The sequence below is a fragment of the Devosia sp. genome (assembly GCF_041917035.1).
Taxonomy (GTDB): domain Bacteria; phylum Pseudomonadota; class Alphaproteobacteria; order Rhizobiales; family Devosiaceae; genus Devosia_A.
This window is the reverse complement of sequence record NZ_JAYRYM010000032.1, coordinates 1-24,729: the sequence shown is the minus strand read 5'-3', so window position 1 is coordinate 24,729 and position 24,729 is coordinate 1. Positions and strand designations below refer to the sequence as shown.

General features: G+C 67.7%; 22 protein-coding genes and 1 tRNA gene. 8 read left to right on the top strand and 15 right to left on the bottom strand.

Annotated features, from left to right (window positions below; all coding sequences use genetic code 11):
• The 5 genes from ACE3TU_RS05870 to ACE3TU_RS05850 form a co-directional block, all read right to left on the bottom strand.
• Positions 1-659 (bottom strand): ABC transporter permease (locus ACE3TU_RS05870; protein WP_374621451.1); only part of this gene is annotated, 659 nt, incomplete at its 3' end.
• A 34-nt stretch (positions 660-693) separates the two neighbouring features.
• On the bottom strand, positions 694-1,725 hold the full coding sequence (locus tag ACE3TU_RS05865; protein WP_374621446.1) for a sulfate ABC transporter substrate-binding protein: 1,032 nt from the start codon (positions 1,723-1,725) through the stop codon (positions 694-696).
• 184 nt (positions 1,726-1,909) lie between these two features.
• Positions 1,910-2,206, bottom strand: coding sequence for a 4a-hydroxytetrahydrobiopterin dehydratase (locus tag ACE3TU_RS05860; protein WP_374621443.1), 297 nt, complete (start codon positions 2,204-2,206; stop codon positions 1,910-1,912).
• Positions 2,207-2,273: 67 nt separating this feature from the next.
• A complete protein-coding gene (locus ACE3TU_RS05855; RefSeq protein ID WP_374621441.1) occupies positions 2,274-3,293 on the bottom strand; it encodes a LacI family DNA-binding transcriptional regulator in 1,020 nt (339 codons plus the stop codon).
• Positions 3,294-3,467: 174 nt separating this feature from the next.
• Positions 3,468-4,274 carry an aldo/keto reductase gene (locus ACE3TU_RS05850; protein ID WP_374621449.1) on the bottom strand — a complete coding sequence of 269 codons (807 nt, stop codon included), beginning with the start codon at positions 4,272-4,274 and terminating at the stop codon, positions 3,468-3,470.
• A 232-nt stretch (positions 4,275-4,506) separates the two neighbouring features.
• Here ACE3TU_RS05850 and ACE3TU_RS05845 point away from each other — a divergent pair, with 232 nt between their 5' ends.
• The 7 genes from ACE3TU_RS05845 to ACE3TU_RS05815 all read left to right on the top strand — a co-directional run bounded on the left by ACE3TU_RS05845 (position 4,507) and on the right by ACE3TU_RS05815 (position 12,951).
• On the top strand, positions 4,507-5,403 hold the full coding sequence (locus ACE3TU_RS05845) for a carbohydrate ABC transporter permease (RefSeq protein ID WP_374621439.1): 897 nt from the start codon (positions 4,507-4,509) through the stop codon (positions 5,401-5,403).
• Positions 5,404-5,405: 2 nt separating this feature from the next.
• The gene (locus tag ACE3TU_RS05840; RefSeq protein ID WP_374621437.1) at positions 5,406-6,320 is read left to right on the top strand and encodes a carbohydrate ABC transporter permease; all 915 of its coding nucleotides are present in this window, start codon (positions 5,406-5,408) and stop codon (positions 6,318-6,320) included.
• A 4-nt stretch (positions 6,321-6,324) separates the two neighbouring features.
• The gene (locus ACE3TU_RS05835) at positions 6,325-7,422 is read left to right on the top strand and encodes an ABC transporter ATP-binding protein (RefSeq protein ID WP_374621435.1); all 1,098 of its coding nucleotides are present in this window, start codon (positions 6,325-6,327) and stop codon (positions 7,420-7,422) included.
• 197 nt (positions 7,423-7,619) lie between these two features.
• Complete coding sequence (locus tag ACE3TU_RS05830; RefSeq protein ID WP_374621433.1) at positions 7,620-8,870, top strand: ABC transporter substrate-binding protein; 1,251 nt, start codon at positions 7,620-7,622, stop codon at positions 8,868-8,870.
• A 111-nt stretch (positions 8,871-8,981) separates the two neighbouring features.
• Entirely contained in the window at positions 8,982-9,461 is a 480-nt protein-coding gene (locus tag ACE3TU_RS05825; RefSeq protein WP_374621430.1) for a VOC family protein, read from the top strand.
• Positions 9,462-9,679: 218 nt separating this feature from the next.
• The gene (locus ACE3TU_RS05820) at positions 9,680-12,004 is read left to right on the top strand and encodes a putative bifunctional diguanylate cyclase/phosphodiesterase (RefSeq protein ID WP_374621427.1); all 2,325 of its coding nucleotides are present in this window, start codon (positions 9,680-9,682) and stop codon (positions 12,002-12,004) included.
• Positions 12,005-12,159: 155 nt separating this feature from the next.
• Complete coding sequence (locus ACE3TU_RS05815; RefSeq protein WP_374621425.1) at positions 12,160-12,951, top strand: hypothetical protein; 792 nt, start codon at positions 12,160-12,162, stop codon at positions 12,949-12,951.
• A gap of 37 nt (positions 12,952-12,988) precedes the next feature.
• Here the strand turns inward: ACE3TU_RS05815 and ACE3TU_RS05810 are convergent, their stop codons facing one another.
• From ACE3TU_RS05810 to ACE3TU_RS05785, 6 genes are all read right to left on the bottom strand, one after another.
• Positions 12,989-14,893, bottom strand: a complete 1,905-nt coding sequence (locus ACE3TU_RS05810) for a glycoside hydrolase family 127 protein (RefSeq protein WP_374621422.1) — start codon at positions 14,891-14,893, stop codon at positions 12,989-12,991.
• A gap of 50 nt (positions 14,894-14,943) precedes the next feature.
• A complete protein-coding gene (locus ACE3TU_RS05805) occupies positions 14,944-15,990 on the bottom strand; it encodes a LacI family DNA-binding transcriptional regulator (RefSeq protein ID WP_374621419.1) in 1,047 nt (348 codons plus the stop codon).
• A gap of 10 nt (positions 15,991-16,000) precedes the next feature.
• Positions 16,001-16,900 (bottom strand): carbohydrate ABC transporter permease, encoded by a 900-nt coding sequence (locus ACE3TU_RS05800; RefSeq protein ID WP_374621416.1) that lies wholly within the window; start codon positions 16,898-16,900, stop codon positions 16,001-16,003.
• A complete protein-coding gene (locus ACE3TU_RS05795; protein WP_374621414.1) occupies positions 16,897-17,772 on the bottom strand; it encodes a carbohydrate ABC transporter permease in 876 nt (291 codons plus the stop codon). Before ACE3TU_RS05795 ends, ACE3TU_RS05800 begins: the two co-directional genes overlap by 4 nt.
• Before the next feature lie 73 nt (positions 17,773-17,845).
• Complete coding sequence (locus ACE3TU_RS05790; RefSeq protein WP_374621411.1) at positions 17,846-19,096, bottom strand: sugar ABC transporter substrate-binding protein; 1,251 nt, start codon at positions 19,094-19,096, stop codon at positions 17,846-17,848.
• 210 nt (positions 19,097-19,306) lie between these two features.
• Positions 19,307-20,203, bottom strand: coding sequence for a phosphotransferase family protein (locus ACE3TU_RS05785; protein ID WP_374621408.1), 897 nt, complete (start codon positions 20,201-20,203; stop codon positions 19,307-19,309).
• 210 nt (positions 20,204-20,413) lie between these two features.
• On the opposite strand from ACE3TU_RS05785, the gene ACE3TU_RS05780 reads away from it, so the two are divergent.
• Positions 20,414-21,217, top strand: coding sequence for a FecR domain-containing protein (locus ACE3TU_RS05780; RefSeq protein ID WP_374621406.1), 804 nt, complete (start codon positions 20,414-20,416; stop codon positions 21,215-21,217).
• 28 nt (positions 21,218-21,245) lie between these two features.
• Here the strand turns inward: ACE3TU_RS05780 and ACE3TU_RS05775 are convergent, their stop codons facing one another.
• From ACE3TU_RS05775 to ACE3TU_RS05760, 4 genes are all read right to left on the bottom strand, one after another.
• Entirely contained in the window at positions 21,246-21,872 is a 627-nt protein-coding gene (locus ACE3TU_RS05775) for a hypothetical protein (RefSeq protein ID WP_374621404.1), read from the bottom strand.
• A 36-nt stretch (positions 21,873-21,908) separates the two neighbouring features.
• A tRNA-Thr gene (locus tag ACE3TU_RS05770) sits at positions 21,909-21,984 on the bottom strand.
• Positions 21,985-22,060: 76 nt separating this feature from the next.
• On the bottom strand, positions 22,061-23,437 hold the full coding sequence (locus tag ACE3TU_RS05765) for a heme biosynthesis protein HemY (RefSeq protein ID WP_374621402.1): 1,377 nt from the start codon (positions 23,435-23,437) through the stop codon (positions 22,061-22,063).
• Positions 23,434-24,666: a COG4223 family protein gene (locus ACE3TU_RS05760; protein ID WP_374621399.1), complete on the bottom strand. Its 1,233-nt coding sequence runs from the start codon at positions 24,664-24,666 to the stop codon at positions 23,434-23,436. The genes ACE3TU_RS05765 and ACE3TU_RS05760 overlap by 4 nt, the downstream gene beginning before the upstream one ends.
• Between the last annotated feature and the right edge of the window lie 63 nt (positions 24,667-24,729).

Genomic DNA, 24,729 nt, shown 5'->3' with positions numbered 1-24,729 from the left:
ACCCGCACGATGGTCTGCAGCCGGCTGGCGCCAAGCGTTGCGGCGGCTTCCTCGAGCTCGGCCTCGAATTCCTCCAGCACCGGCTGCACGGTGCGCACCACGAAGGGCAGGCCGATGAAGATCAGCGCGATGACGATGCCGCTCGGCGTGTAGGCGATCTTGAGGTTGGGCGCGAACTCGCCGAGCCCGAAGGGCAGCCAGGCCTGGGCCTGCCACCATTGCCAGAGCGGGCCGCGCTCGGAGAACAGCGAGCCGATCCAGCCCTTCGGGGCGTAGAGGCTGGAGAGCGCGATGCCGGCAACGGCAGTGGGAAGCGCGAAGGGCAGGTCGACGATGGCGTCGAGCAGGCGCCGACCGAAGAAGCGGTAGCGCACCAGCACCCAGGCGACGATCAGCCCGAAGACGACATTGACCAGCGCCGCGATCAGCGAGGAGCCGAAGCTCACCTCGAGCGCCTTGAGAGTGCGCGGCGCGGTGGCGATGCGGACGATCTCCTCGAGCGGCACCGAGGCCGCCTTGAGGAACAGCCCGATGATCGGAATGAGCACGATCAGGCTCAGGTAGACCAGGGTGTAGCCGAAGGTCAGCCGGAAGCCGGGCAGGATGCTGGGCTTGACGAAACTCCACCCCGCTGGAACGGGGCGGAGCCTGCCGATCAGGCCGCGGGCTCGCGGGAGGGCCGGGACCGGGCCGTCACTGAGCGGGGGTGTAGATCTGGTCAAATATCCCACCATCGCCGAAGTGTCTGGGCTGGGCCGTCTTCCAGCCGCCGAAGAGCGGATCATCAATAGAGATCAGTTCGATTGCGGGGAAGGCCTCGATCAGGGCCGGGTCGGTGACCTTGGCGGGATCTGACGGGCGATAGTGATTGGCGGCGGCCAGCGTCTGGCCTTCGGGCGAGTAGAGATAGTCGAGATAGGCCTTCGCCAGCTCGGCGGTGCCGCGCGCCGCGACGTTCTTGTCGACGATCGCCACCGGCGGCTCCGCCAGGATGGAGGACGGCGGGTAGACGATGTCGAAATTGTCGGCGCCGAACTCGTCGAGCACGAGGAAGGCCTCGTTCTCCCAGGCCAGCAGCACATCGCCCAGCTCCTTCTGCGCGAAGGTCACGGTGGAGCCGCGGGCGCCGGTATCGAGCACCGGAACGTTGGCGTAGAGGGCCTTGATGAAGGCGATGGTCTTCTGCTCGTCACCGGCATTGGCCTTGTCGGCCCAGGCCCAGGCGGCGAGGTAGTTCCAGCGCGCCCCACCCGACGTCTTCGGGTTGGGGGTGATGACCTCGACGCCGTCCCCGATCAGGTCGCCCCAGTCGGCGATGGCCTTCGGATTGCCCTTCCTGACGAGGAAGACGATGGTCGAGGTGTAGGGGGTGGAGTTGTTGGGCAGTTCGGCGCGCCAGTTCTCGTCGATGAGTCCGGACTTGCTGGCGATGGCGTTGATGTCGCCTTCGAGCGCCAGGGTGACCACGTCGGCGGCCAGCCCGTCGATCACCGCCTGGGCCTGCTTGCCCGAGCCGCCATGGCTCTGCTCGATGATGACGGTGTTGCCGGTGGTGTCCTTCCAGTGCCTGGCGAAGGCCTCGTTGAACTGGGCGTAGAGTTCACGGGTGGGGTCGTAGGAAACGTTGAGCAGGGTCTGGTCGGCGGCGCGGGCGGTGATCACCGAGGCGAGGCCGAGGGCGGCAACGAGTGCTCCTGCGGCCAGTAGACGGGGTGCGGTCTTCATCGTGTCCTCCGTTCGGATACGCTGATTACTCTACCTGTCTGGTCGGCATTAACAAGCGCGGGCCGAACTGTCAAAAACGGCCGCAGGAGAAAATACTCTCCATGTCGAGCCGATCCACAGAATGTCGTTGCACGCACTGCGGCGATCCGGTCGACCCGCGAGCATTTTCTTGCCCGTCGGGGCATCAGCTGCCCTGCAGCAGACCATCGATCCGGGCCGCCATCTCCGTATCCTTGCGCGTCAGTCCCCCGGCGGAATGGGTGGAGAGCGTGACGCGCACCCGGCCATAGGCGTTCCACAGTTCGGGGTGATGGTCGGCACGCTCGGCGAGGAGCGCCACGCGGGTCATGAAGGCGAAGGCCTCGGAGAAGCCCGGGAAGCGGAAATCGCGGCGGATGGCGCTGGCGGCCGGATCGTAGATCCAGCCGTCGAGGCCGGCCAGTGCGGCCTCGCGTTCGGCCGGGGTGAGCGTGTCGGGCATCGGTGGTCCCTCGGACAATGGGTCGCGGCAGCCTGCCCCGGCTTCGCGTCCGATCCAAGGCGAACGGTCAGCGGACCGGGCGGGTGGACTCGCGCACCACTAGATCGGGATCGATCTGGGTGACGCGCGGCTCGGGCAGCACGTCGCCCGCCGAGATCAGGCGCATGACGCGGTCGACCGCCATGCGCGTGACGGTTTCCACCGCATAGTTGACGCTGGTCAGCGGCACGCCGGCGAACTCGGCGAACTCGATATTGTCGAACCCGGCAATGGCGACATCGTCGGGTACGCGGACGCCATGCGACTGGCACCAGCGCAGGGCCCCCAGCGCGAGGGAATCATTGGCGGCGAACACGGCGCTCGGACGGCGCGGGCCGGCCATCAGCTGGTCCATGGCCCAGAAGCCGCGCCCGACCGAATGGCCGCGCGGATCGACGGTGAAGTCGGGATCGGCCTCGATACCGGCTTCGGCCAGCGCCTGCTGGTACCCCTCGCGCTTCTCGAGATTGCCGAGCGGGTTGGAACTGTCGATGATGGCGATGCGGCGGTGCCCCATGTCGATGAGGTGCCGGGTGGCCTTGTAGCCGCCGCGCCGTTCGTCCATGCAGACCGCGTCGATGCCGGCATCCGGATCGCCGACCAGCAGCACGATGGGGTAGTTGGCCTGGCGCAGCGGGCGGATGTGATCGAGCTTGCGGTGGCTGGTGGGGTAGATCAGCATGCCGTCGACCTGGCGCGAGCGGAACATCTCGATGGCCCGGATCTCCTCCGACAGGGTGTTGTTGGAGGTGGCGAACAGGGTGCCGTAGCCGCGCTCGCTGAGGGCGATCTCGATGGCCTGCGCGACGCGGGTCAGGGTGGGGTTGGTGATGTCGGTGAGCACCAGCCCGATGGTGCGGGTCTCCCGGCTTACCAGCGACTTGGCAATCTGGTTGGGCAGGTAGTTGAGTTCGTTCGCCGCCTGCCGGATCAGCGTGCGGGTCTGCTCGGGAATGCGCGGACTCTCGCGCAGCGCCAGCGACACCGTGTTGGTGGAGAAGCCGGTCTTGTCCGCAATGTCCTTGAGCCGAACGATCGACCTGCCCATGCCGCGCTTCCTATGCCTCCGCTGTCCCGGCGCCCCGCCGATCGAGGCAATAGCGCAGATGAACCGCGCAATGCCACGGAAAAGCAGGCGATTCCACTGCCGTCCGGCTGCGGCAGATGACCGTGCGAACGCTAATATGCACGGTCGCGACCTGACCTGCGGCCGTGGCCGCCGCTAGTCCCATTTCGGGCTCCAGGAGGGGTTGATTTGGCGGGCATTGCGATTGCGGGCGGCGATGGCGGCGATCTCGTCGGCATCGAGACGAATGTCGCGGGCGGCGAAGTTCTCCGCGATGCGCTCGAGATTGCCGGAGGTGGGGATGACGATCAGGCCCTGCGCCAGCGAGAAGGCGAGGGCGATCTGGTGCGGGGTGGCGACGTGACGCTTGGCGACAGCCTCGATGACCGGATCCCCGGCGCAGGCGCCGCGAGCCAGGGGCAGGTAGCAGGTCACGGAAATTCCGTTGTAGAGGCAGTAGTTTACCAATTTCTGGTTGGTGAGATAGGGGTGCCGCTCGAACTGATGGTTGGCAATGCGGCCGGGGCCGAGGATGGTCTTGGCCTCCTCGAGGTCGGAGATGGTAAAGTTGGAGACGCCGATCAGCCGCGTCAGGCCGCGGGACTGCGCCTCGGCCAGTTCGGCGAGGTAGGCGGGCATGTCGAGCCGGCCGCCGGGGGTCACCGGCCAGTGGATGAGGGTGAGATCGAGGCTGTCGACGCCGAGCGTCTCGCAACTGCCCTGCAGGGACGCAAGCAGGCGGCCGCGGGCGCAATTGGCGCCGGTGACCTTGGTGGTGAGGAACACCTCGGCGCGCGGCAGGCCGGAGCGGCGCAGCGCCTCGCCGCACTCCCGCTCCGTGTCGTAGCTCTGCGCCGTGTCGAGGTGGCGATAGCCGGTCTCGAGGGCGAACTGGATCGCCGCCACCCCCTCGGCGCCGGTGCGACCGAAGGTGCCGAACCCCATCGGCGGAATGTTATACATGTTCGTCAATATGTTAGCTCCTGGTCGCCAAGGCGCTGCGGTCCCGGCAGGCGGGGAAATGGCGCGCCGCTTTCGGTAGTATATCGGACGTCCGTCTTGTGCCGGCGCGATTTCACTGTTGACGGGCCGGTCGGCATCATTCTAGTTTAACGATAATACAGCGCTGGCGCCAAACCGCCAGTGGGAAACGACCGCAGGGGCTGGGACCACCTGACGGCCGGGAGGGTGGAGCATGGTCATCCGCTGGAGCCGATGGTCGCCGCAGCTCGCGCTGACGCCGGCGATCGCCATCACCCTGGTGGTGTTCGTCGGGGCGATCGCGTGGACGATCTACATGTCGTTCACCGAGTCCAAGGCCTTCGCCAGCTACGCGATCGACTTCGCGGACTGGGGCCGCCAGTACGGCCGGCTGCTCAAGGACAAGGGCTGGACCATTGCGCTGAGGAACATGCTGATCCTCGGCCTGGGCAGCTTTCTGGCCATCATCTTCGGCTTCGTGCTTGCCGCACTGATCGATCGCGAAAAGCGGGGCGAGGGCTTCTTCCGAACCATCTTCCTGTATCCCCTGGCCGTGTCGCTGATCGTCACCGGGGTCGCCTGGCGGTGGATGTTCAACCCCTCCTTCGGGGTGCAGGGGGCGCTCCACGCCATGGGGCTCACCTTCCTCAATTTCGACTGGCTGTCGAAATCGGAGACGGCGATGTACGGCGTCATCCTCGCCACGGTCTGGCAGGGCGCCGGCTTCTACATGGCGCTGATGCTGTCCGGCCTCAAGTCGATCAACTCCGAGATCTGGAGCGCGGCCAGGCTCGACGGGGTCAGCTTCTGGCGGCTCTATGCCGAGATCATCATCCCGATGATGAAATTCACCTTCCTCACCTGCGCCATCCTGCTGTCGCTGGGCGTGGTCAAGGCCTATGACATCATCGTCGCCATGACCAATGGCGGGCCGGGCCAGGCCACCTGGGTGCCAGCCTATTTCACCATCAATGCCTACTGGGTCAAATCCAACCTCGCCTACGCCTCGGCGGCGGCGGTGATCATGCTGGGCTTCACCGCCCTCATCTTCCTGCCGCTGGTGCTGCTGACGGCGTGGCGCGAACGCAGCCGCGAAGCGAGGACCACATGAGCATGGCCGCGACGCAGCCCGGCGAGGTGGCGGTGGACAGCGCCCCGCGCTTCCCGCGGAGGCCCAGGCGCATCTCGGGACGCTCCATCGCCATCCTGGTGTTCCTCACCATCTGCGCGGCGTTCTTCTGTGTGCCGCTCTACGTGATCATCACCACCTCGTTCAAGACGATGGAGCAGATCCGGCAGGGGGCGATCTTCTCGCTGCCGGCGCCCTTCACCCTGGAGCCCTGGGTGAATGCCTGGGACAATGCCTGCTCGGGCATCCGCTGCGACGGTCTCAAGGTCGGCTTCTGGAACTCCATCGCCATCCTGATGCCGAGCCTCGTGCTGTCGATCGCGCTGTCCTCGGTCACCGGCTACGCGCTGGCCCTGTGGAACGTGCGGTGGGCGGGGACATTCCTGTTCGTGCTGTTCATCTGCGCGTTCGTGCCGTTCCAGATCATCATGATCCCGCTGATCATCCTGAGCTCGGGCCTCAAGGTCTACGGCACCATCTGGGGCATCGCCATCGTGCACGCGGTGCTGTCGATGCCGTTCCTGACGCTGGTGTTCCGCAACTACTACAAGGGCATCCCGCAGGAGATCATGAGCGCCGCGATGATGGACTCGGGATCGTTCTGGCGCATCTTCTGGGAAATCATCATTCCGATGAGCGGCAACATCCTGATTGTCGTGCTGATCCTGCAGGTCACCTCGATCTGGAACGACTTCCTGCTCGGGCTCACCTTCGGCGGCCTGGGCACCCAGCCGATGAGCGTGGTGCTGGCCAATGTGGTGATCACGACGACCGGCGAGGCGGCCTACAACGAGAACATGGCGGCGGCGCTGGAGACGGCGATCCCGCCGCTGCTCATCTACTTCGTGCTCGGAAAGTTCTTCGTGCAGGGCATCACGTCCGGCGCGATCAAGGGGTAGGCGCATGCCACGCGTTCAGTTCGAAGACATCATCAAGGACTACGGCAAGCAGAGGGTGCTCAAGAACCTCGACCTAGCGATCGACGACGGGGAGTTCCTGGTGCTGCTGGGTCCCTCGGGTTGTGGCAAGACGACGCTGCTCAACCTGCTCGCCGGCCTGCTCGACGTCACCGCCGGGCGGATCACGATCGGAGAGCGGGACGTGACCGACCTCGATCCCAAGGATCGCGGGCTGGCGATGGTGTTCCAGTCCTATGCGCTCTACCCGACCAAGACGGTGCGCGGGAACCTGAAGTTCGGCCTCGCGGCCAGCCGACTGGACGCGGCCGAAATCGAGCGGCGCATCGCCTGGGCCGCCAAGCTGCTGCAGATCGAGCCCCTGCTCGACCGCAAGCCCGGGCAATTGTCCGGCGGTCAGCGGCAGCGCGTCGCCATCGGTCGGGCGCTGGTCAAGCAGGTCGGCCTGTTCCTGTTCGACGAACCCCTGTCGAACCTCGACGCCAAGCTCCGCACCGAGATGCGGCTCGAGATCAAGAAGCTGCACGACGAGCTGAAGTCGACCATCGTCTATGTCACGCACGACCAGATCGAGGCCATGACCATGGCCACCAAGATCGCGGTGATGGATCGTGGCGTGATCCAGCAGTTCGGCACGCCCGAGGAAATCTACGCGCGGCCGCGGAACCTGTTCGTCGCCGGCTTCATCGGTGCGCCGGCGATGAACCTGCGGCCGGCCAGGGTGACGGCATCGCCCGCCGGGCCGGCGGCCGAGCTCGGCGGATTAACGATCAACCTCGCCTCGTATGGCTTCGCCCGGCCGCCGCAGGCGGGAACGGAGATCGTCGTGGGGCTGCGGCCGGAGCATTTCGGGGCGCCCGGTGCGGTGCCCGTCGGCGAGGCGGTGCGCTTCGAGCTGCCGCTGCAGCACAGCGAGCGCACCGGCGGTGACGCCACCGGCTATCTGAGGCTCGGCGAGGGGCTTTTGGCGGTGCGCATCGATCCCGAGGCGATCGGCGGATTCAGGCAGGGCGATCGGGTTGCGGTCGGCTTTCCGGCGTCGAAGCTGCACGTGTTCGACGCGCGCAGCGGACAAAGGCTCTGAGCGAGCCACAGGCGGCCGGGTCGCCCGGCCGGAGGACCAGGCCCGCCGATTGGCGGGCGGTCACGCGGCGGCGCCGGCAAAAGCCGGAGCCGGGAGGGTCGCGTGCGGACTTGCCGGATGTCCCGGCACGCCCTGCGGCAAGACAGGGATGACAAGCGAACGGTCCGCAGGGGCGGACGCGAACTGGGAGAGACAGTATGCACAAGAGAATTCTCGCCACCCTGGCGGCGGCGCTGCTGATGGGAGCGACTCCGGTGGCCTCGAGCCTCGCCGAGGAACTGATCGTCTATCACGGCTGGTCCTCGAAGGCCGAGGTGGCGGCGCTCAACATCCTGCAGGGCGCGCTCAACGAGAAGGGCCACACCTGGAAGGACCTGGCGATCCCGCACAACTCGGGTGTCAACGTGTCGATCGTCAACATGGTCACCGGCGGAGATCCGCCGAATGCCTTCGTCACCTCCGATCCACACATCTTCCGTGATCTCGCCGGGCTCGGCCTCGAGCGCGACCTGACCGACTTCTACAAGGAGATCGGCGCGGCGGACGGCTTCTTCCCCATCGTGCGCGAGCTGTCGACGGTCGACGGCAAGATGGTGAAGGTGCCGCTGTTCCTGCACATCGACGGCATGGTCTACTGGAACATGGACGTGGCCAAGAAGGCCGGCGTCGATCCGACGGCGTGGAAGAGCGTCGACGACATGATCGCCGACTTCCCCAAGGTCAAGGCCGCCGGATTCGTGCCCGCCGCCGTGGGTGGCCAGGCATTCCAGGTCGGCTACCTGTTCCATGCCATGGTGGCGGCGATCGCCGGCCCGGAAATCTACAACCGCATCTACTCGGAGACCCCGGACCCGGAAGCGTTCGATACGCCCGAGGTCCGCAAGGCGATCGAGGTGGTGCGCGCCTTCTCCAACGAGGCCACGCCGGAAAGCGAGAACCGGCCGTGGAACGAGACCACCAACACGGTGATCGCCGGCCAGGCCCTGTTCCACATCATGGGCGACTGGATGAAGGGCGAGTGGCTGGCGGCGGGCAAGACGCCGGGCGTCGACTTCGGCTGCGAGGTGATCCCCGGTGCGCTGGCCGTGCCGGTGACCTCGGATGCGATGGGCATCCTCGGTGGCCAGCCGGCCGAGATCGACAAGGCCGAGCTCGACCTGGTCGCGGCCTTCGTCGATCCGGTCGTGTCGGCCAAGGCCAATCAGCAGAAGGGCTCGACGAGCCCGCGCGCCGATGCGCCGACCGATTTCCGGGACGCCTGCAACCAGGTGGCGATGGATGCCATGGCCAAGCCCAACGGCTCGGTGAAGAACCCCTTCAACGTCATCACCGGCGACTGGAACAACGGCATCTGGACGGCCATGTACAATTTCTGGAGCGACAAGAACCAGACCACGGATGACGCGGTCACGGCGCTCAAGGATGCCTACGACCTGACGTTCAACTGAGCCGGCGACAGGGCCGGCAAACATCCCGCGGCCGGCAAGGCCGCGGGATGGCGCAGGGAGCGGGCCGGGGCCGACGAGGCCCCGGGGGCCCGCGCTTCGGGGAGAGGCCACATGGACGACCGTCTGCTCGACGAGGATAGGGTGATGCAGATCTGCTTTGTCACCGATGACCTCGAAAAGTCGATGGCCTGGTTTGCCGACCTGACCGGCAAGCAGCCGATGCATGTCGGCAAGTCGGCGGACCACGACGCGGCGCGGGCGGTCTATCACGACCGGCCGGCCAACGTCAGCTGCCGCCTGGCGCTGTTCAGGTTCGCCAATATCGACGTCGAGTTCCTCGAGCCGGGTCCGGAGCGCAGCGCCTGGCGGGACGTGCTCGAGCAGAAGGGACCGGGCTGCCACCACATCGCGTTCCGTACCCGGAACATGCAGCGGCGCGCGAGCTATCTGATCGGCAAGGGCCATGGCGAGCTGCAGCGGGCCGAGTTCGACGGCGGGCACGGCCGCTATGCCTATTTCGACACCGAGCCGCAACTGGGGGTGCAGATCGAACTGCTCGAGTGGAACGACAACATGGAACCGCAGGGCTGACCTTCCACGGTCCTGCCACCGGCGGCGCCTCCCCCAGGGGGGGCGCCGCCGCTCCCGCCGGTCCCGCACATCGCCGCTCCCGCACACCAAGCATAAACCATTCCCGACGATTGCGGGCTCCGATGACAGCGCTGTCGTGCCGATCGGGCTTGTCGGGAAACGCCCGAAAGCTGCCATTAACGGCTCTTCCGACATGATCCGGCCACTCGGTGAGGTCGATGTTCGAGCCAGCACACAAGTCACTGCCGCCAATCGACTACGTGTCGATGATCCGGTCGCTCTACGCTGACCGGCATTCGCAGCTGCTCGGCGCCTATGGCTCGGCGGTGGCGGTGGCGCTGACCTGGCTGGAATCGCAGTCGCCGGTGCTGCTCGCCATCGCCATCGCCTTCGTCGTCGTGGGCACCGCCCGCAACTTCGACATGATCACCTTCGAGCGGGCCGAGCACGACGAAACGGACGTCGCCGATGCGGCGCGCTGGGAACGCCGGGCGATGATCGGCAGCGGCGCCATCGCGCTGCTCTATGGCAGCTGGACCCTGTACAGCTTCCTCGTGGTCAACACGTTCTTCGCCGAGCTCGCCAGCCTTGGCGTCTCGATGTCGGTGCTCGTCGGGGTCGCGGCGCGCAATTTCGCCGTCGAGCGGGTGATGATGACGCAGGTGATGCTGATCTGCATCCCCACCTGGATCGGCATGTTCTTCGACGGGCACCTCTACACGGCGCTGCTCTCCTTCGTCTTCCTGCCCTATTTCGCCAGCCTCAGGCGAGTGGCCGGCAATGTGCGGGTGATCCTGCTCCGGGCCGTGCGCGGCCGCCTCGAGGCGAGCCGCCTCGCCGCCGAACTCGACGCGGCCCTCGAGACCATGCAGCACGGCATCTGCATGCTCGATGCCAACGGACTGGTGGCGGTGGTGAACAACCGGGCCGAGGCGGTGTTCGCCGGCTTTGCCCCCGGCAGCTGGACCGGGCGGCCCTTCGCGGCAATGATCTCGGCGGGCGAGGCGCGTGGCTCGCTGCCCAAGCGCGCGGCCCAGCAGCTGATGGAGACCCTCGAGCGGCCGGGCGGCGGCAAGGTGGTGCTGCGGCTCTCCGACGGCCAGTTCTGCGAAGTGACGGTGTCGTCGCGCCAGGACAATTCGGTGCTGCTGTTCGAAGACATCACCGAGCGCGTCAAGTCGGAAGAGCGCATCAACTACATGGCGCACTACGACACGCTGACCGGGCTGCCCAACCGCGCCTATTTCACCGAGCAGGTGGAGGGCGACCTCGACCGGCGGCGACACGGCAGGAGCGGCGATATCGCCATGCTGATGATCGTCGACATCGACGACTTCAAGCATGTCAACGACACCATGGGCCACCTGATCGGCGACCGCGTGCTGGTCGAGACGTCCGAGCGGCTGAGCCGGGTGCTCGGACGCGACAGCCTGGTGGCGCGGCTGGGTGGCGACGAGTACGTGGTTTATCGCTCCGGCGGGGTGAAGCTGAGCGACACCATCTCCGACCCGCAGGCCATCCTCACCGCCTTCGCCGGCGCCTTCGAAGTCAGCGGCGAAGTGTTCTCGGTCAATGTCTCGATCGGCGTGGTGACGGTCAGCGACGGGGCCGACGACCTCGATGCGCTGATGACCAAGGCCGATCTCGCGCTGTACAAGGCCAAGGCGTTGGGCAAGGGCCAGTCGCAGGTGTTCCACGACGAGATGGACACCGACTACCGCTACCGGCAGCGGCTGAAGGCGGACCTGAAGCAGACCGTGGCCGAAGGCCGGCTCAGCCTCGCCTACCAGCCAATCGTCGACCTGAGGAGCCGCCGGGTGGTCAGCTGCGAGGCGCTGGCCCGCTGGCACCACCCCGAACTGGGCTCGATCCCGCCCTCGCTGTTCATCCCGATCGCCGAGGAAACCGGGCTGATTTCGGAGATCAGCGCCTGGGTGCTGAAGTCGGCCACGCAGGAGTGCCGCAACTGGCCCGAGGAGGTCTCGGTCTCGGTCAACATCTCGGCCCGCGACTTCCGCAATGCCGATGTCGCGGCCATGGTCGGCGAGGCCCTGCGCGGGTCTGGCCTCGCGCCATCGCGGCTCGAGATCGAGGTCACCGAGACCGCCGTGATCGAGGAACGGGCCGCCGCCACCCATATCCTGGGACAGCTCGCCACGCAGGGCATCGGCATCGCCCTCGACGATTTCGGAACCGGCTACTCGTCGCTGAGCTACCTGCAGGCGCTGCCCTTCACCAAGCTCAAGATCGACCGCAGCTTCGTCATGGATATCGGGCAGAACCCGCGCTCGCTGAAGCTGCTGAGCAACGTGGCGCAGCTGGGCAAGGACATCAACCTGACGGTCACCGCCGAGGGTGTCGAGACCGAGGAACAGCTGAACCTGATCGCCGAGCACTCCAAGGTCGACCAGATCCAGGGCTACCTGTTCGGCGTGCCGCTGCCCCGGCGCGAGGTGGCCGAGCTGATCGCCCGGATGGCGGCGCGCTCGCCGCAGAGGCAGCCGGAAGCCCTGCCGATGCTGGCGAATCGCAAACGTGGTTAACCCACGCTAAGACCCTGAAAAACCAGCCGGACTCGTCGCCGCTGCGGCCGTTTCGGGCAGCCGCATGCGGCAATCGGGCCCCAGACCTGCGGCAATGGCCATTTGAATATGGCTAACAAAAGGTTAAGCTCTTCGCGCAAGTTGCGGAGTAAACCATGCGTGCGGACATGGACGGTTCGGCGGTGGCGCCAGCGGCGCCCGTATCGAGATTTGCCGGCACCCTCCTCGATATCCTCGACCGGGTCACCTATTCGCGCGTTCGCATGGATGTCACCGACAATCCGATCTACCGGCTGCGCTACGAGGCCTATCGGCGCGAGGAATCGGTTCCGTTCAACGATCAGGGCATCGTCGTCGACGACCTCGACACCGCCCCGAACGGCATGAGCTTCGGCGTGCATATCGACGGCGAACTGGTCAGCTCGATCCGCCTGCATCACCTGAGCGCAGCACAGCGCTGGTCGCCGAGCATGAAGGTGTTTCCCGACCTGCTCGAGCCGATGCTGCAGCGCGGCGACAGATTCATCGATCCCAGCCGCTTCACCAGCGACTACGAGGCATCGCTCGCCTATCCGGCGCTGCCGTTCCTGACGCTGCGCATCGCGGTGATGGCGACGGTGTATTTCGAGGCCACCATGTGCCTGGCGCTGGTCAGGCCGGAGCACACGGCCTTCTACCGGCGGGTGTTCCAGTCCGAGGCGATGAGCGAGGTGCGGTCCTATCCCGGGCTCGCCTTCCCGGTGACGCTCTACGGGGCGCGGGTCGAGGAGAGCCGGCACCGCTCGATCTTCTCGCGCTACCCGTTCTTCATGTCGACCGAGGAAGAGCGCAGCCGGCTGTTCAGCCAGTCGCTGACCGATGCCTTCGATACGCCGCAGCGGGCGACGTCGCGGCTGGCCTACGAGCGCTCGCTGCTCGCCGCCCGGCAGCCGGTGGCCGCGGAGTAGCGGCCACGCATTCTGGCGCGGCGGGACGCGCCGGCGCTCAGCCTTCAGGGATCCAGACCACCATCGAGCCCTGGCCGCGATTGGCCCACAGATAGTAGGGCAGTGCCGTCAGGGTGGCCGGCCTCTCCCGGGGCGGTGCGGTGCGGTAGAGCGGGGCGAACTCGGCCTCGTCGACAGCGCTCGCCGGTGCGGTGAGCTGGACGATGCCATCGAACAGCTCCGACTGCCGCACCACCACCTCACTGTTGCGCGGCAGCTTGAAGCGCTGCACGGTGCCGCCCGGATTGTCGGCCTCCTCGAGGCAATAGACCAGCGGACCGCGGGTGAGCGCGACACGGCCGATATCCATCACCACATGCGGATTGGCGTAGATGCGCTCGACGGGCATGGGCAGGTCGAGCCGAACGGTATCGCCCTTCTTCCAGGTGCGGTGCAGCGTGGCGTAGCCGTTGAGCGGAGCGAGCCGCACCGCTTCCCCGTTGACCGTGGCCGTCGCCCCCCGGCACCAGCCCGGGATGCGCAGCTTGAGGTCGAAGGCCGCTTCGGCCTCGGGCTCGAGAGTGATGGCGATTTCGCCCGACCACGGGTAGTTCGAGACCTCGCGCAGGCCGACCCGCGTGCCGGCGACCTCCAGGCTGGTCGATATGCCGCCATAGAGATGGACGGCGATGCCGTCCGGCGCGGTCGAGACGAAATAGCCGCCGACCGAGGCCACGAGGCGCGAGACGTTCATGGTGCAGCACGGACAGGTATGCCAGTCCCAGCGGGTCGGCGTGCCGTTGCTCTCGAGCGGGTTCATGTAGAAATAGTGCTCGCCGTCGCGGCTGAGGCCGGACAGGGCGCCGTTGTAGAGGGCGCGCTCGAGCACGTCGGCATAGAGGCCGTCGAGATCGAGGTGCAGCATGCGCTGGGCCCAGAAGATCAGCGCCACCGAGGCGCAGGTCTCGGCATAGGCGGTCTGGTTGGGCAGGTCGTAGTCGAAGGTGAAGCCCTCGTTGTGCGCCGAGGGGCCGAGTCCGGCGGTGATGTACATCTTGGTGTCCATCACGTCGCGCCACAGGGTTTCGCAGGCCCGGCGCAGCGCCGCATCATCGAGCTCGACGGCGAGGTCGGCCATGGCGGTGTACATGTACATGGCGCGCACGGCGTGCCCGACCACCTTGTCCTGCTGGCGCACCGGCTTGTGCGACTGCGAGTACTCGTAGGTGCCCTGCACGTAGCGCTGGTACTCCCAGCCCTTCTTCTCGCGCTCCTCGCGCTCGACGTCGAAGTAGTGCGGGTCGGGGGTTCCGCGCTCGTTGATGAAGTAGGCGGCGAGGTCGAGGTGCTTTCTCTCCCCGGTCAGGCGGTAGAGCTTGATCAGCGCGATCTCGATCTCCTGATGCCCGCAATAGCCGCGCTTCTGGCCGGGGCCGGTGCCGAAGGTCCGCCGGATGTGCTCGACATAGCGCTCCATGATGTCGAGCCAGCGCCGCCGGCCGGTGGTCTCGAAATAGGCGATGGCCCCCTCGAGCATGTGGCCGGCATTGTACAGTTCGTGATTGTCCCTGAGGTTGGACCAGCGCTTCTCCGGTTCGCGGCCGAGGTACCAGCAGTTGAGGTAGCCGTCGGGGGCCTGCGCCCTCTCGAAATCGTCGACAATGGCCTCGATCCTCGCCTCGATGTCGGCGTCCCGGCGATGGCTGAGGGCGTAGGCGGCAGCCTCGATCCACTTGCCGATGTCCGAATCCCAGAACACCTGCACGGTGAAGCCGTTGGCATGGCGCGGAAAGCGCAGCGGCGGCGGCGGGCTCGGCAGCTTGAGCGAGTCGAGCAGCCCGTACTCGGCGAGCTTGCCGTGCTGGCTGGGGATGGTGCGGGCGAGCACGGTGTCGAGCCGCTCCTTCCAGAAATCGCCCTCGAGGCGGACGTTCACGAACCGGACGGGGTGGTACTGGCTCATCGATGCTCCTTCTGGTCCCTTGCCGCCGGCCGGGCGGCGGGACGCTGCTGTTATCGTTGACTCGACTGTCGCACCACGAGGGTGCAGGGCAGGCGGCGGATGCCGCGGATGGTTTCGCCGCCGATCATGTCGAGCAGCAGCCGGCCGGCCTCGTGTCCGAGCGCGGCGAGATTCATGTCGACGCTGGTCAGGGGCGGGCGCGCCGCGTCGGTCATGACGTTCCAGTTGTCGAAGCCGACCACCGCCACCTCCCGCGGCACGGCGATGCCGCGCTCGCGCAGGGCCTCGAGGGTGCCGCGGGCGATCTGGTCATTGCCGCAGAACAGGCCGTCCGGGCGCTGCGCCGGGGGCACGCCGTCGAACAGGCGGGCCACCGCATCGCGACCCCAGGCCTCGGACCAGGCGCCCGAGACGGAGTGGCCGGGGTCGGCGACGAGGCCCGCTTCGGCAAGCGCCGCCAGGTAGCCGCGGTGGCGCAGCTGCACCGCCTCGAAGTGCAGCGGGCCGGTGACATGAGCGATGCGGCGGCAACCGATCTCGACCAGGTGCCTGACGCCGAGGCGGGCGCCGCCCTCGTCATCGGGGATGAGCGACAGCGCGGTATCGTCGTCGGTCTGGGTGAAGACGTAGACCACCGGCAGGCCGGGCGGCAGCGGTCCGACCGGCGGGCGCCTGTCGGCCCGGCGCGCGGTGACCACGAGGCCGTCGATGCGCTTGCCCAGCAGGTGGTCGAGATGCTGCCGCTCGCGCTCGGGATCGTCGGTGGCATTGCACATGAAGATGCCGATGCGCCGGTCGGCGAACTGCTCCTCGAGCGCCTGCAGGATGGGCAGGGTGAAGCGGCCGAAGGAGTCGGTCGAGATGATCCCCACCGTCATCGAGCGCAGCCGGTGCAGGCTCTGCGCCATGTCGTTGGGCCGGTAGCCGATCTGGCGCGCCACCTCGGTCACCCGGTCGCGGGTCTCCTGACGCAGGCGTCCACCCTGGTTGAGCGCCTTGGAGGCCGTGCCGATCGACACCCCGGCGATGCGTGCCACATCGCGGATGGTCGGGCCGTGCCGGCCGGTGCGTTCGGTGAGGGGTGGGCTCTCGGTCATGGCGGAGGTCCTATTTGACGGCTCCGTTGAGAAAGCCCGCCACGTAGTACTTCTGCAAGAGCAGATAGATGAGCACACACGGCAGGATAGAGAGAATGACGCCGGCCTGCAGCGCGCCCCAGTCGACGGCGCCCAGCCGGCCGGCCCGCACGCTGACCAGCATGATCGGCACGGTGAAGCTGGTCTCCTTGTTCATGAAGATCAGCGCCGACAGGAACTCGTTCCAGCTGGCGATGAAGGCGAACAGCGCGACCGTGACAATGCCGGGTACCACCAGCGGCAGGAAGATGCCGCGCAGCGCCTGGAGCGAGGTGGCGCCATCGACGCGGGCCGCCTCCTCGATCTCGCGGGGCACCGCCTCGAAGCTGTTGCGCATCAGGTAGATCGAGAACGGCAGCTGCAGGATGGCATGCACCATGGCGAGCCCGAGATGGCTGTTGGCGAGCCCGATCCTGGAGAATGTCAGGTAGAGCGGGGTCAGCAGGGCCTGGTAGGGCACCATCAGCGGCGCCAGCAGCAGGATGAACCACACTTCCTTGAACGGGATGCGGAAGCGGGCGAGGCCGTAGCCGGCCGGCACGGCGAGGGCGAGGCAAATGACGATGGTGAGGCCGGCGACGATCAGCGAGTTGCCGACATAGGTCCAGATGCCGGCCTGGAACTCGAACACCTTGAGGTAGTTCTCGAGGCTGAGGCTGTGCGGCAGGTAGCTCGGCGGGCTCTGCCGCGCCTCCGAGGCCGGCTTGATCGAGGCGATCAGGCTCAGCGCGATCGGCGCCATCATCACGGCGATGGCGGCGATGCAGACGGCGCCGACGACGTAGCGGATCGGGCGGCTCTCCCCGGCAGCGCGGGAGACATGCTCGGCGGCCGGGGCGGGGCGCGCGGTGCCTTCGGCGAGCGCGGTCATGACGCGGGGCTCCGGTTGGACAGGTAGACCTGCAGCGAGGAGAAGACGAGGATGATTACCGTGAGGATGATCGAGAGCGCCGCGCCATAGCCGAGTTTGAAGCTGATGAAGCTGTTCTGGTAGATCCAGTAGACCGAGGTGAAGGTCTGGCCGCGCGGATTGCCGCCGGTCATGATGTAGAACTGGTCGAAGGCCAGCATCGAGCCGATCACCGAGATCAGGGTGGTGAGCAGGATGACCCTCAGGCTGAGCGGCAGGATGATGTACCAGACGCGCTGCCAGTAGTTGCCGCCGTCGATCAGCGCCGCCTCGCCGATCTCGCCGTTGATCGACTGGATGCCGGCCACGAAGAGCAGCATGCCGAAGCCGATCACCTTCCAGGTGATGGAAATGGTCACGGCGAGCAGGGCGGGATCGGCCTTGGTGAACCACACCGCCGGCTCGGCGAGGATTCCGACATCGACGAGGATGCGGTTGAACGGCCCGACCTGCTGGTCGAACAGCCAGAACCAGAGCAGGCTCGAGGAGCCGATGCCGATCACCACCGGCAGGAAGATGGCACCGCGCGTCAGCTGCTGCAGCGGCCGGTTCGGCGCGGTGAGCAGGGCGAGTGCGAAGCCGAGCCCCATCAGGATCGGGGTGATGAAGAGGGTGTACTTTGCGGTGAATCCCAGCGCCCGCCAGAAGGCCTTGTCCTCGAAGGCCTTGATGTAGTTCTCGAAGCCGACGAACTCGCCGCCGCCGAGCAGCGAGGTGTCGGTCAGCGACAGGTAGACCAGCTGACCCAGCGGCCAGAACACGAACAGGCCGACAAAGACCAGTGCCGGCAGCACGTAGAGCAGGCCCTGGTTGTGGCGAAGCGTGCGAATCACGCCGGCTCTCCTGTGGGGATGCAGCACGGAAGTCCGGGCCGCGGCGGCGAACGCCGCGACCCGGTCGGGGGGCCTAGTCGGCGGCGATGGCGCGCATCGCCTCGCGCGCGCCTTCGATGGCACCGTCGACGTCGCCGTCGAAGACCGCGGTCTGGATCATGGTCAGCCAGGGCGACTGGTCGGCGTTGACCATATCGTTGAAGTGGAAGGCATAGGGCGTCTGGCCGATGCCGACCGCCTGCGCCGTGGTGATGTAGCGCGGCTCCTCCTGGAAGTACTTGTTGTCGGCGAGGTCGGAGCGCGAGGGCAGGATCAGGTTCCTGGCCAGACCCTCGAGCTGGGCCTCGTCGGTCAGTTGCCAGGTGATGAACTGGATGGCCTTTTCGGGGTTCCTGGCACCCTTGGGTACGGCGATGACGTCACCGCCGACGAAGCTCGAGGCCTGTCCCTCGGCGATCCCGGGAAGGGGGGCGATGCCGAACTCGATTTCCGGGTGGTTGGCCTTGAGGGCGGCGATGGCGAAGCCACCCGAGCCCTGCATGCCGATGGTGCCGGTCTCGAAGGTCGCCTGGAAATTGGCGCCGGTATCGGCCTCGGCGCTCTCGGGGACGATTCCGGCTTCCCACATATCCTTGAGCATGGTCAGGACTTCCTTGACGCCGGGGCCTTCCATCGCCGGGGCGTCCCCCGAAGTGGGCAGCAGCACTGCGCCCGAACCCCACATCATCGGGGCCTGGGTGAAGATGTTGCAGCCGCCGCAGGACCCGGAGAAGTAGTAGCCGTAGGCGCCCGGCACCTTCTCCTTGATGGTCGTGGCGAACTGCTGCAGCTCGGCGATCGTCCGCGGCGGCTGCTCGGGATCGAGGCCGGCCTGCCGGAACAGCCCCTTGTTGTAGAGCAGGATGGATACGTCCGGGGTGAAGCCGGTGCCGTAGAGGCGCCCCTCGTAGCTGGCGAGATCGCGGAAGGCCTTGGCCACCTTGGCCTGGTTGGGATCGGCGCTGAGCGTATCGGTCAGGTCGGTCAGCAGACCGGCCTTCATGAAGTCCGGCATGAAGATCAGGTCGAAGCTGATCAGGTCCGGCACGTCGCCGGCCTGCACGCTGGTGGCGAGCTTGGTGACCATCTGGTTGTCGGGAATGGTGGTCAGCTCGATCTTGTCGTCGTGGCCGGCGTTCCACAGGTCGATCATGTGCTGGGCGGCATTCGAGCTCGAGGCGCGGGCCCAGATACTGAGGGTCTCGGCGAAGGCGGCGCCCGGAACGAGGGCGACGGACGACAGGGCGACGGCCAGCGCCGCCTGCCGGAAAGCTGGCAAGTTCATAGGTTCCTCCCTTTTGCCATTCGGCCCCGCCGGCTACCGGATTTCCGGCACTCCTCCCGGCGGACGCCTCAAGAAAAGCTTTTCCCGACGAGAAGATCGCTTCACCGCTGAGCGGCTGCCGGCGATTGAGGAAAAGCTTTTCTTGAGTCCTCTTCGCATGTTTGCCCGGGCAGGGCAAGAGGTTGGGAAAAGCTTTTCTTTGGCCGCCCCTCAGCCCTTGGCGAGTCGGGGTGCGATCGCCTCGAGCTCGGTGATCCAACCGGTGACGTTGGCGATTGCCGTCTCCTCGGGCAGGAATTCGGCGGCCAGCTCGGCGAGCCGCAGGGCGGACGTATAGAGCATGACGAGGTTCCGATCGATGCTGCGCCGCGTCAGCTCCTCGTAGCGATCGATGATGCGCAGGGTGAGATCGGCGGAGATCCAGTTGGAATAGCTGAGGTCGCGATGGCGGGAGCCGAAGCCGGAATCGGCGAAGTCGTAGACGCCGTTGAGCAGGCCGGTCTTGTCGTCGAAGGCCATGTTCCAGCCATGGCCGTCGAAATAGCCGTAGACCAGTTCGTCGCCCTCTATGCGGAGCTTGCGATAGGCCTTGACCGTCCGCCTGACGAAGGCATGCAGCTTCCTGGGGAGCCGAGTGAGGACGCCGGCGAGGATGTCGTCGGGGGCCATCCAGGGGTCGACCGCGACGGCGCCCACCTGCTGCATGCGGGCCAGCGGCAGCTGGTGCAGTTCGGCATAGAGCTGCGCCATGCGCATGGCGATGGCGTTGCGGCGCCCCTCGTCGAGCGCCAGATACTGTGCCGTCTCGAGGAAGGTGCCCGGAATCTTGCGGTGCTGGGTGAAGGGCTCCTCACCCTCGTGCCAGATCGGCTGCGGCAGCGCCATGGTGATCCGCGGCCGCAGAAAGCCGAGCAGTGCCACTTCGCGCTTCAAGCGCTCGGCGGCGGGTTCGCTGCGCGGAAACTTGAACACCCAGCCGTCGCATTCGAGCGCGACGCTGTCCCAGCCTTCGCTGAGCGTGGTGAACTGCCGACCGACAAACTGCGGCAGGGCGCTGATGATCAGGGCGCGATAGCGCCCCGGATCCGCCGCCGGAACATCCTGCATCTGACCGCCAGCTCCCCGCCAATGCAGGGAAATCCTAGCGCAGCAGGCAGCAGAATCCAATCAAGCCGAGATGGAATTGCGGCCGTTGCGGGACAAAGTTGAGGCCCTGTTTACCGCCAGAGCAAAGACCGGTTGCGGGTCAGGTTTCCTCAATGCTGGACGGGTAGCACTTAGTTCTGGACTGGAAGTTGAGTGTGCAGGGAGCCAAGAATGGCCGGGTCACTGTGGCGAATCGTGCTGGTTGCGGGACTGCTGGGGCTCGGTATCGGCTCCGCCGTCGCCGACGACTGGGTGGCCGCCAAGCTCAGGGGACGGGTGCTGGAGCGCATCGACGGGACCTGGCACGCGATCTCGCGCGGCGACGTGGTCCCGGACGGCCACGCGGTGCGCACGGTCGGCAACAGCCGGGTGCTGCTGGTGCGCGGCAAGGAGACGATCGAGCTCGGACCGAACACGCTGATCGAGATCCGCGATCGCGACGGCGAACTGTTCACCACCGTCCGGCAGGCGTTCGGGGAGATCAAGGTCGAGGCGGACGTGCGCAATGTCGAGCACTTTGCCGTCGAAACGCCGCACCTCGCCGCCGTCGTCAAGGGAACGATCTTCGTGGTCCGCTCCGGCCGCTCCGGCGCGCAGGTGGAGGTGGAGCGGGGTCGCGTGGCGGTCGAGGATGCCGACGATCATTCCACCACGATCGTCGCCGCAGGTCAGTCGGCGAGCGCCGAGGAGGGGTCGCCGCTCGAGGTTTCGGGCGCCGGCGAGTTGCCGGTGGTGAAGGATGCCTCGGGCGAAGTCATCCCCTCGGACGATGCGCCTGATGCCGGCGGCCAGGGCAAGTCCGGCAAGTCCGACGACGACGAGTCGGATGACGGCAAGTCGAAGAAGAGCAAGTCGGGCGGCGGCTGGAAGGACGACGACGAGAACGAGTCGGGGTCCGGCGGATCCGGCCGCGGCAAGTCGGGCAAGTCCGACGATGACGATGACGATGACGACGAGGAAGACGACGACGACTGAGTGAACGGGTACCCGGCTTCGGGAGCCGTCAGCTCGCGTCACCGGGCTTGGCCGGTGTCCCGGCGGAGGCTGGGGGCGTGCCGGGCCGCTTCGGCACCGGCCGGAACACGACACCGCCGACGACCGGCGCCGGTGGTTCGGTCGGTCGTGCCGGAACGGGTGGCGGCGGCGGGGAACGATGCTCGACCGGCCGGTTCGCGACAATGGCGGCGTGATCCTGGATCGGCGCGGGGTCGACGGCGGGCAAGGCCGGGCGGACGGCGGGAAGCGGGAACGGCACGATGGCGGCCGGCGGCACGGGAGCGTCCACGAAAACGGGAACCGGCGGCAGGGTGGGCGGATTGACCAGCGCCGGCGGCAGCGCAACGGCTTCCGGCTCCGCCGGGGGCTCAGGGTGATCAGACGGGCCGGTGTCGCCGCCGTCCGCGTCGGTGATCCGGTAGTCGGAATCCGACGGGCGTCGAGTCCGGCGGAGCGCCGCGATCGCGGCTTCGGCCGGGTTCGGCGCGACGAAGCGCAGGTCGGGCAGCGGACGCAGCCGCCGCAGTCGACGGCCCTCCAGCAGGCCATAGGATGCCAGGGCGAGCAGGCTCAGGGTGATGCCCAGCCCGATGCCGAGCATCAGGAACGCCACCGCTTCACCGGACATCGCCATGCCGCGGGGCCCCCCGGGATCAGTGGTGGTGTGGGATGGTGCCGCATGCCGGATTCGAACCAGCGACCCCCTCATTACGAATGAGATGCTCTACCGACTGAGCTAATGCGGCCCGACCGCGCGCTGCGCGGCCCTGCGCGACCTCATACAAGCGGGGGCGGGGCGGCGCAAGGGGCTTGGCGGCATGGCTATGCCTCCGGCAGCGCCAGCGGACCGCCGGCGGGCGGCGGTTCGGCCGGGGGCGCGGCGGCGGCCGGCGCCGCGGTACCATTGCGCGTCGCCACGGCGCTGGTCGGCACCCGCCACTCGAAGGCATCGAGCTTTCCGGTGACCGGCGAGAGCGGCTCCCATTCCTCGGCCGTGATGCCGTCGGCGGTCCACACCGGATCCCGCGGGGCCCGCACCGCGCGGTTGATCCAGTCACGGGCCTTGCCCTTGTCGGCGGACTGGCCCTCCTCGATCTCGGCCATCATCAGGCAGACGGCCTGCGACGGGCCGTTGCCGACATAGCCGGCCAGCGCCGCCCGCGCCGTCGTCCAGTCGAAGGCATCGGCGGCGGCGCGGGCGAGGACCAGCGCGCCGGCGCGGTTGGGCGGGGGCAGGTCGATCAGTTCCCGCACCCGCCGCAGTCGGTCGACGGCAGAACTGCCGGGCACGGCGTTGGCGAACAGGGTGCCGACATCGGGGTGCGAGGTGGCGCGCCAGACGCGGCGCAGCAGGCTCATGGCGCGGCGCGCCTCGCCGCGGTTGGCATAGATGCGGGCCGCGATCAGGGCCGCCGGGACGAATTCCGGGGTCAGCTTGAGGGCGGCGAGCGCATGCTCGAGGGCGGCATTGGGGTCATTGCCCTCGGCGAGCTGGGCACGGGCTGCCTCCACCACCGCCATGCGGCGGCGCTTGCGCATCTTCTCCTCGCGGGTAATCGCCGGCTCGTCGGCGACCATGCGGAAGGCCTCGTCCCAGCGCCCGTTGCGGGTCATGTCGTCGAACACCGCCTCGCGCGCCCAGGGCGCCAGACTGGAGATCTCCAGCGCCTTGTGGGCAAAGGTCAGCGCCGCATCGGGCCGGCCCTGCTGGCGGGCCTGGTCGTAGAGCCCGGCGAGGGCGGCGAGGGCGGTCTTGCGGTTCGAGATCAGCGCCCGATAGTGCTCGCGGGCCGAGTGCATGTCGCCGAGCGCGAGGTCTGCCCGGGCCTCGAGCAATTGTGCGGCGGCATTGCGCGGCAGGTTGCCGCGAGCCTCGCGCGCCAGCAGCCGGGCCCGGTGCGCGTCGCCCGACTGCAGCGCGATGAAGCCATCGGAGAGAGCGGTGAAGCCGACATCCTTGCGCCGCTCGCGCGAGCGGCGGGCGAAGTAGAACGGGGCCCCGACCACCCGCTTGGTGAGGCCCCAGACGAGGATCACCAGCACCACGGCGGCCACGGCGATGAAGGCGGCGACGCCGAGGCGCGGCTGCATGCGCAGGCCGAGCAGCTCGATCGACAGCGTTCCGGGCAGGCCGATCAGCCAGGCGATGCCGGCGGTGACCAGCAGGCTGACGACCAGCCAGTAGGCGAGACGGATCACTGGCCGGCCTCCGCAAGCGGCGCCAGGGCCGTGGCCCTGAGCCCGGTAATGAAGGTCTGGGCCTCGCCGAGGGCGCGGATCTGCGTGCCGACCTCGCCGGCCGCGGCCTGCATCGGTTGCGGCAGGCCGGCCAGCAGTGCGGCGGCGGCGACGAAATCGCCCCGCGCCACAGCCGGCTCCAGCCGTGAAACGATGGCCTCGGGCGTGCTGCCCTCGATCTCACCGGACGGACGGAGCGCGAGGACGCCCTTCAGCCACTCCAGTGCATCCTGCCCCAGATCGCCGCTGGCCACGGCGGAGCGGCCGGCGAGGATGTCCGGCACCAAGGCGGCGAAGCGGGCGGCGACGACGTCGGGGCGCGGCAGGCCGTCCGCCCCGGCGGCACGCACGGAATCGGGCACCGTGAGGTCGGGAAGGAGAGCGGTGAGCGCGGCGAGCTCGCCGGCATAGGTCCGGCCGTTGGCGAGGGCGCTCTCGAGGCCGGAAACCAGCAGCGGCAGCTTGACCGCCGGTCCGAGCGGGACGCCGCCGACGGAGCTGTTCTGGGCGCTGAGCGTCGCCTGCGCGGTGGCGAGCTCGGCGCGCAGGGCGACGATGGCCGCATCGACATCGGCAAGGCGGGCATCCTGCCCATCGAGACGCGACCGCAGTTCGGTCAGTCCGGTGTCGATGCCGGCGAGGGTTTCGGCCATGCTCGCGGCGTCGGCGTTCGAGGCTCCGGCGCCGATGGCGGCGACGCGGTCCTCGAGGGCGGCGAGCTGCGTCTCGAGCGGGGCGAGGTCGGTGGAGGCGGGCGCAGGCAGCGCGGCGATCGCCTCGCGCAGTCCGGCGAGTCCGCCGTCGAGCTGGACGATGGTGGCATCGAGGCTCACCTGGGTACGCCTCGCCTGCTCCTCGATCGTTCCGATCCGGCCGAGCGCTTCGGCGAGCGCCGCATCGAGCGCCGCGAGGCGCGGTGCCGGATCGACCGGCACCGGCCGGTGGTCCGGCAGCGGCAGGAAGGTGACGAGCCCGTAGGTCAGACCGGTGCCGAGCAGCGCACCCGCCACCGCGGCAATGGCGATGGCGCTCCACGGCATGGCGAGGCGCGCCGGCGGACGCGGTGGTGGCGCCGGTCGGCTCGGTTCGGGGGTCGCGTCGCTCGTCTCGGGCTCGGCTTTGGCCTCCTGCGGGCGGGCCTTGAGGTCGATGACCGGCGGCTTGACGGGCCCCGATTTGCGCTCAGCCATGCGGCAGGTCCTTGGTTTTCGTGGTCATGAGGCGTTCTGGTCGCGGTAGAAGGACAGGGCAAG

What these genes read in the sequence shown, in the direction of transcription:
- ACE3TU_RS05865 (WP_374621446.1), bottom strand. Translation starts at nt 1,725, where the DNA reads ATGAAGACCGCACCCCGTCTACTGGCCGCAGGAGCACTCGTTGCCGCC.
- ACE3TU_RS05860 (WP_374621443.1), bottom strand. Translation starts at nt 2,206, where the DNA reads ATGCCCGACACGCTCACCCCGGCCGAACGCGAGGCCGCACTGGCCGGC.
- ACE3TU_RS05855 (WP_374621441.1), bottom strand. Translation starts at nt 3,293, where the DNA reads ATGGGCAGGTCGATCGTTCGGCTCAAGGACATTGCGGACAAGACCGGC.
- ACE3TU_RS05850 (WP_374621449.1), bottom strand. Translation starts at nt 4,274, where the DNA reads ATGTATAACATTCCGCCGATGGGGTTCGGCACCTTCGGTCGCACCGGC.
- ACE3TU_RS05845 (WP_374621439.1), top strand. Translation starts at nt 4,507, where the DNA reads ATGGTCATCCGCTGGAGCCGATGGTCGCCGCAGCTCGCGCTGACGCCG.
- ACE3TU_RS05840 (WP_374621437.1), top strand. Translation starts at nt 5,406, where the DNA reads ATGGCCGCGACGCAGCCCGGCGAGGTGGCGGTGGACAGCGCCCCGCGC.
- ACE3TU_RS05835 (WP_374621435.1), top strand. Translation starts at nt 6,325, where the DNA reads ATGCCACGCGTTCAGTTCGAAGACATCATCAAGGACTACGGCAAGCAG.
- ACE3TU_RS05830 (WP_374621433.1), top strand. Translation starts at nt 7,620, where the DNA reads ATGCACAAGAGAATTCTCGCCACCCTGGCGGCGGCGCTGCTGATGGGA.
- ACE3TU_RS05825 (WP_374621430.1), top strand. Translation starts at nt 8,982, where the DNA reads ATGGACGACCGTCTGCTCGACGAGGATAGGGTGATGCAGATCTGCTTT.
- ACE3TU_RS05820 (WP_374621427.1), top strand. Translation starts at nt 9,680, where the DNA reads ATGTTCGAGCCAGCACACAAGTCACTGCCGCCAATCGACTACGTGTCG.
- ACE3TU_RS05815 (WP_374621425.1), top strand. Translation starts at nt 12,160, where the DNA reads ATGCGTGCGGACATGGACGGTTCGGCGGTGGCGCCAGCGGCGCCCGTA.
- ACE3TU_RS05810 (WP_374621422.1), bottom strand. Translation starts at nt 14,893, where the DNA reads ATGAGCCAGTACCACCCCGTCCGGTTCGTGAACGTCCGCCTCGAGGGC.
- ACE3TU_RS05805 (WP_374621419.1), bottom strand. Translation starts at nt 15,990, where the DNA reads ATGACCGAGAGCCCACCCCTCACCGAACGCACCGGCCGGCACGGCCCG.
- ACE3TU_RS05800 (WP_374621416.1), bottom strand. Translation starts at nt 16,900, where the DNA reads ATGACCGCGCTCGCCGAAGGCACCGCGCGCCCCGCCCCGGCCGCCGAG.
- ACE3TU_RS05790 (WP_374621411.1), bottom strand. Translation starts at nt 19,096, where the DNA reads ATGAACTTGCCAGCTTTCCGGCAGGCGGCGCTGGCCGTCGCCCTGTCG.
- ACE3TU_RS05785 (WP_374621408.1), bottom strand. Translation starts at nt 20,203, where the DNA reads ATGCAGGATGTTCCGGCGGCGGATCCGGGGCGCTATCGCGCCCTGATC.
- ACE3TU_RS05780 (WP_374621406.1), top strand. Translation starts at nt 20,414, where the DNA reads ATGGCCGGGTCACTGTGGCGAATCGTGCTGGTTGCGGGACTGCTGGGG.
- ACE3TU_RS05775 (WP_374621404.1), bottom strand. Translation starts at nt 21,872, where the DNA reads ATGGCGATGTCCGGTGAAGCGGTGGCGTTCCTGATGCTCGGCATCGGG.
- ACE3TU_RS05760 (WP_374621399.1), bottom strand. Translation starts at nt 24,666, where the DNA reads ATGGCTGAGCGCAAATCGGGGCCCGTCAAGCCGCCGGTCATCGACCTC.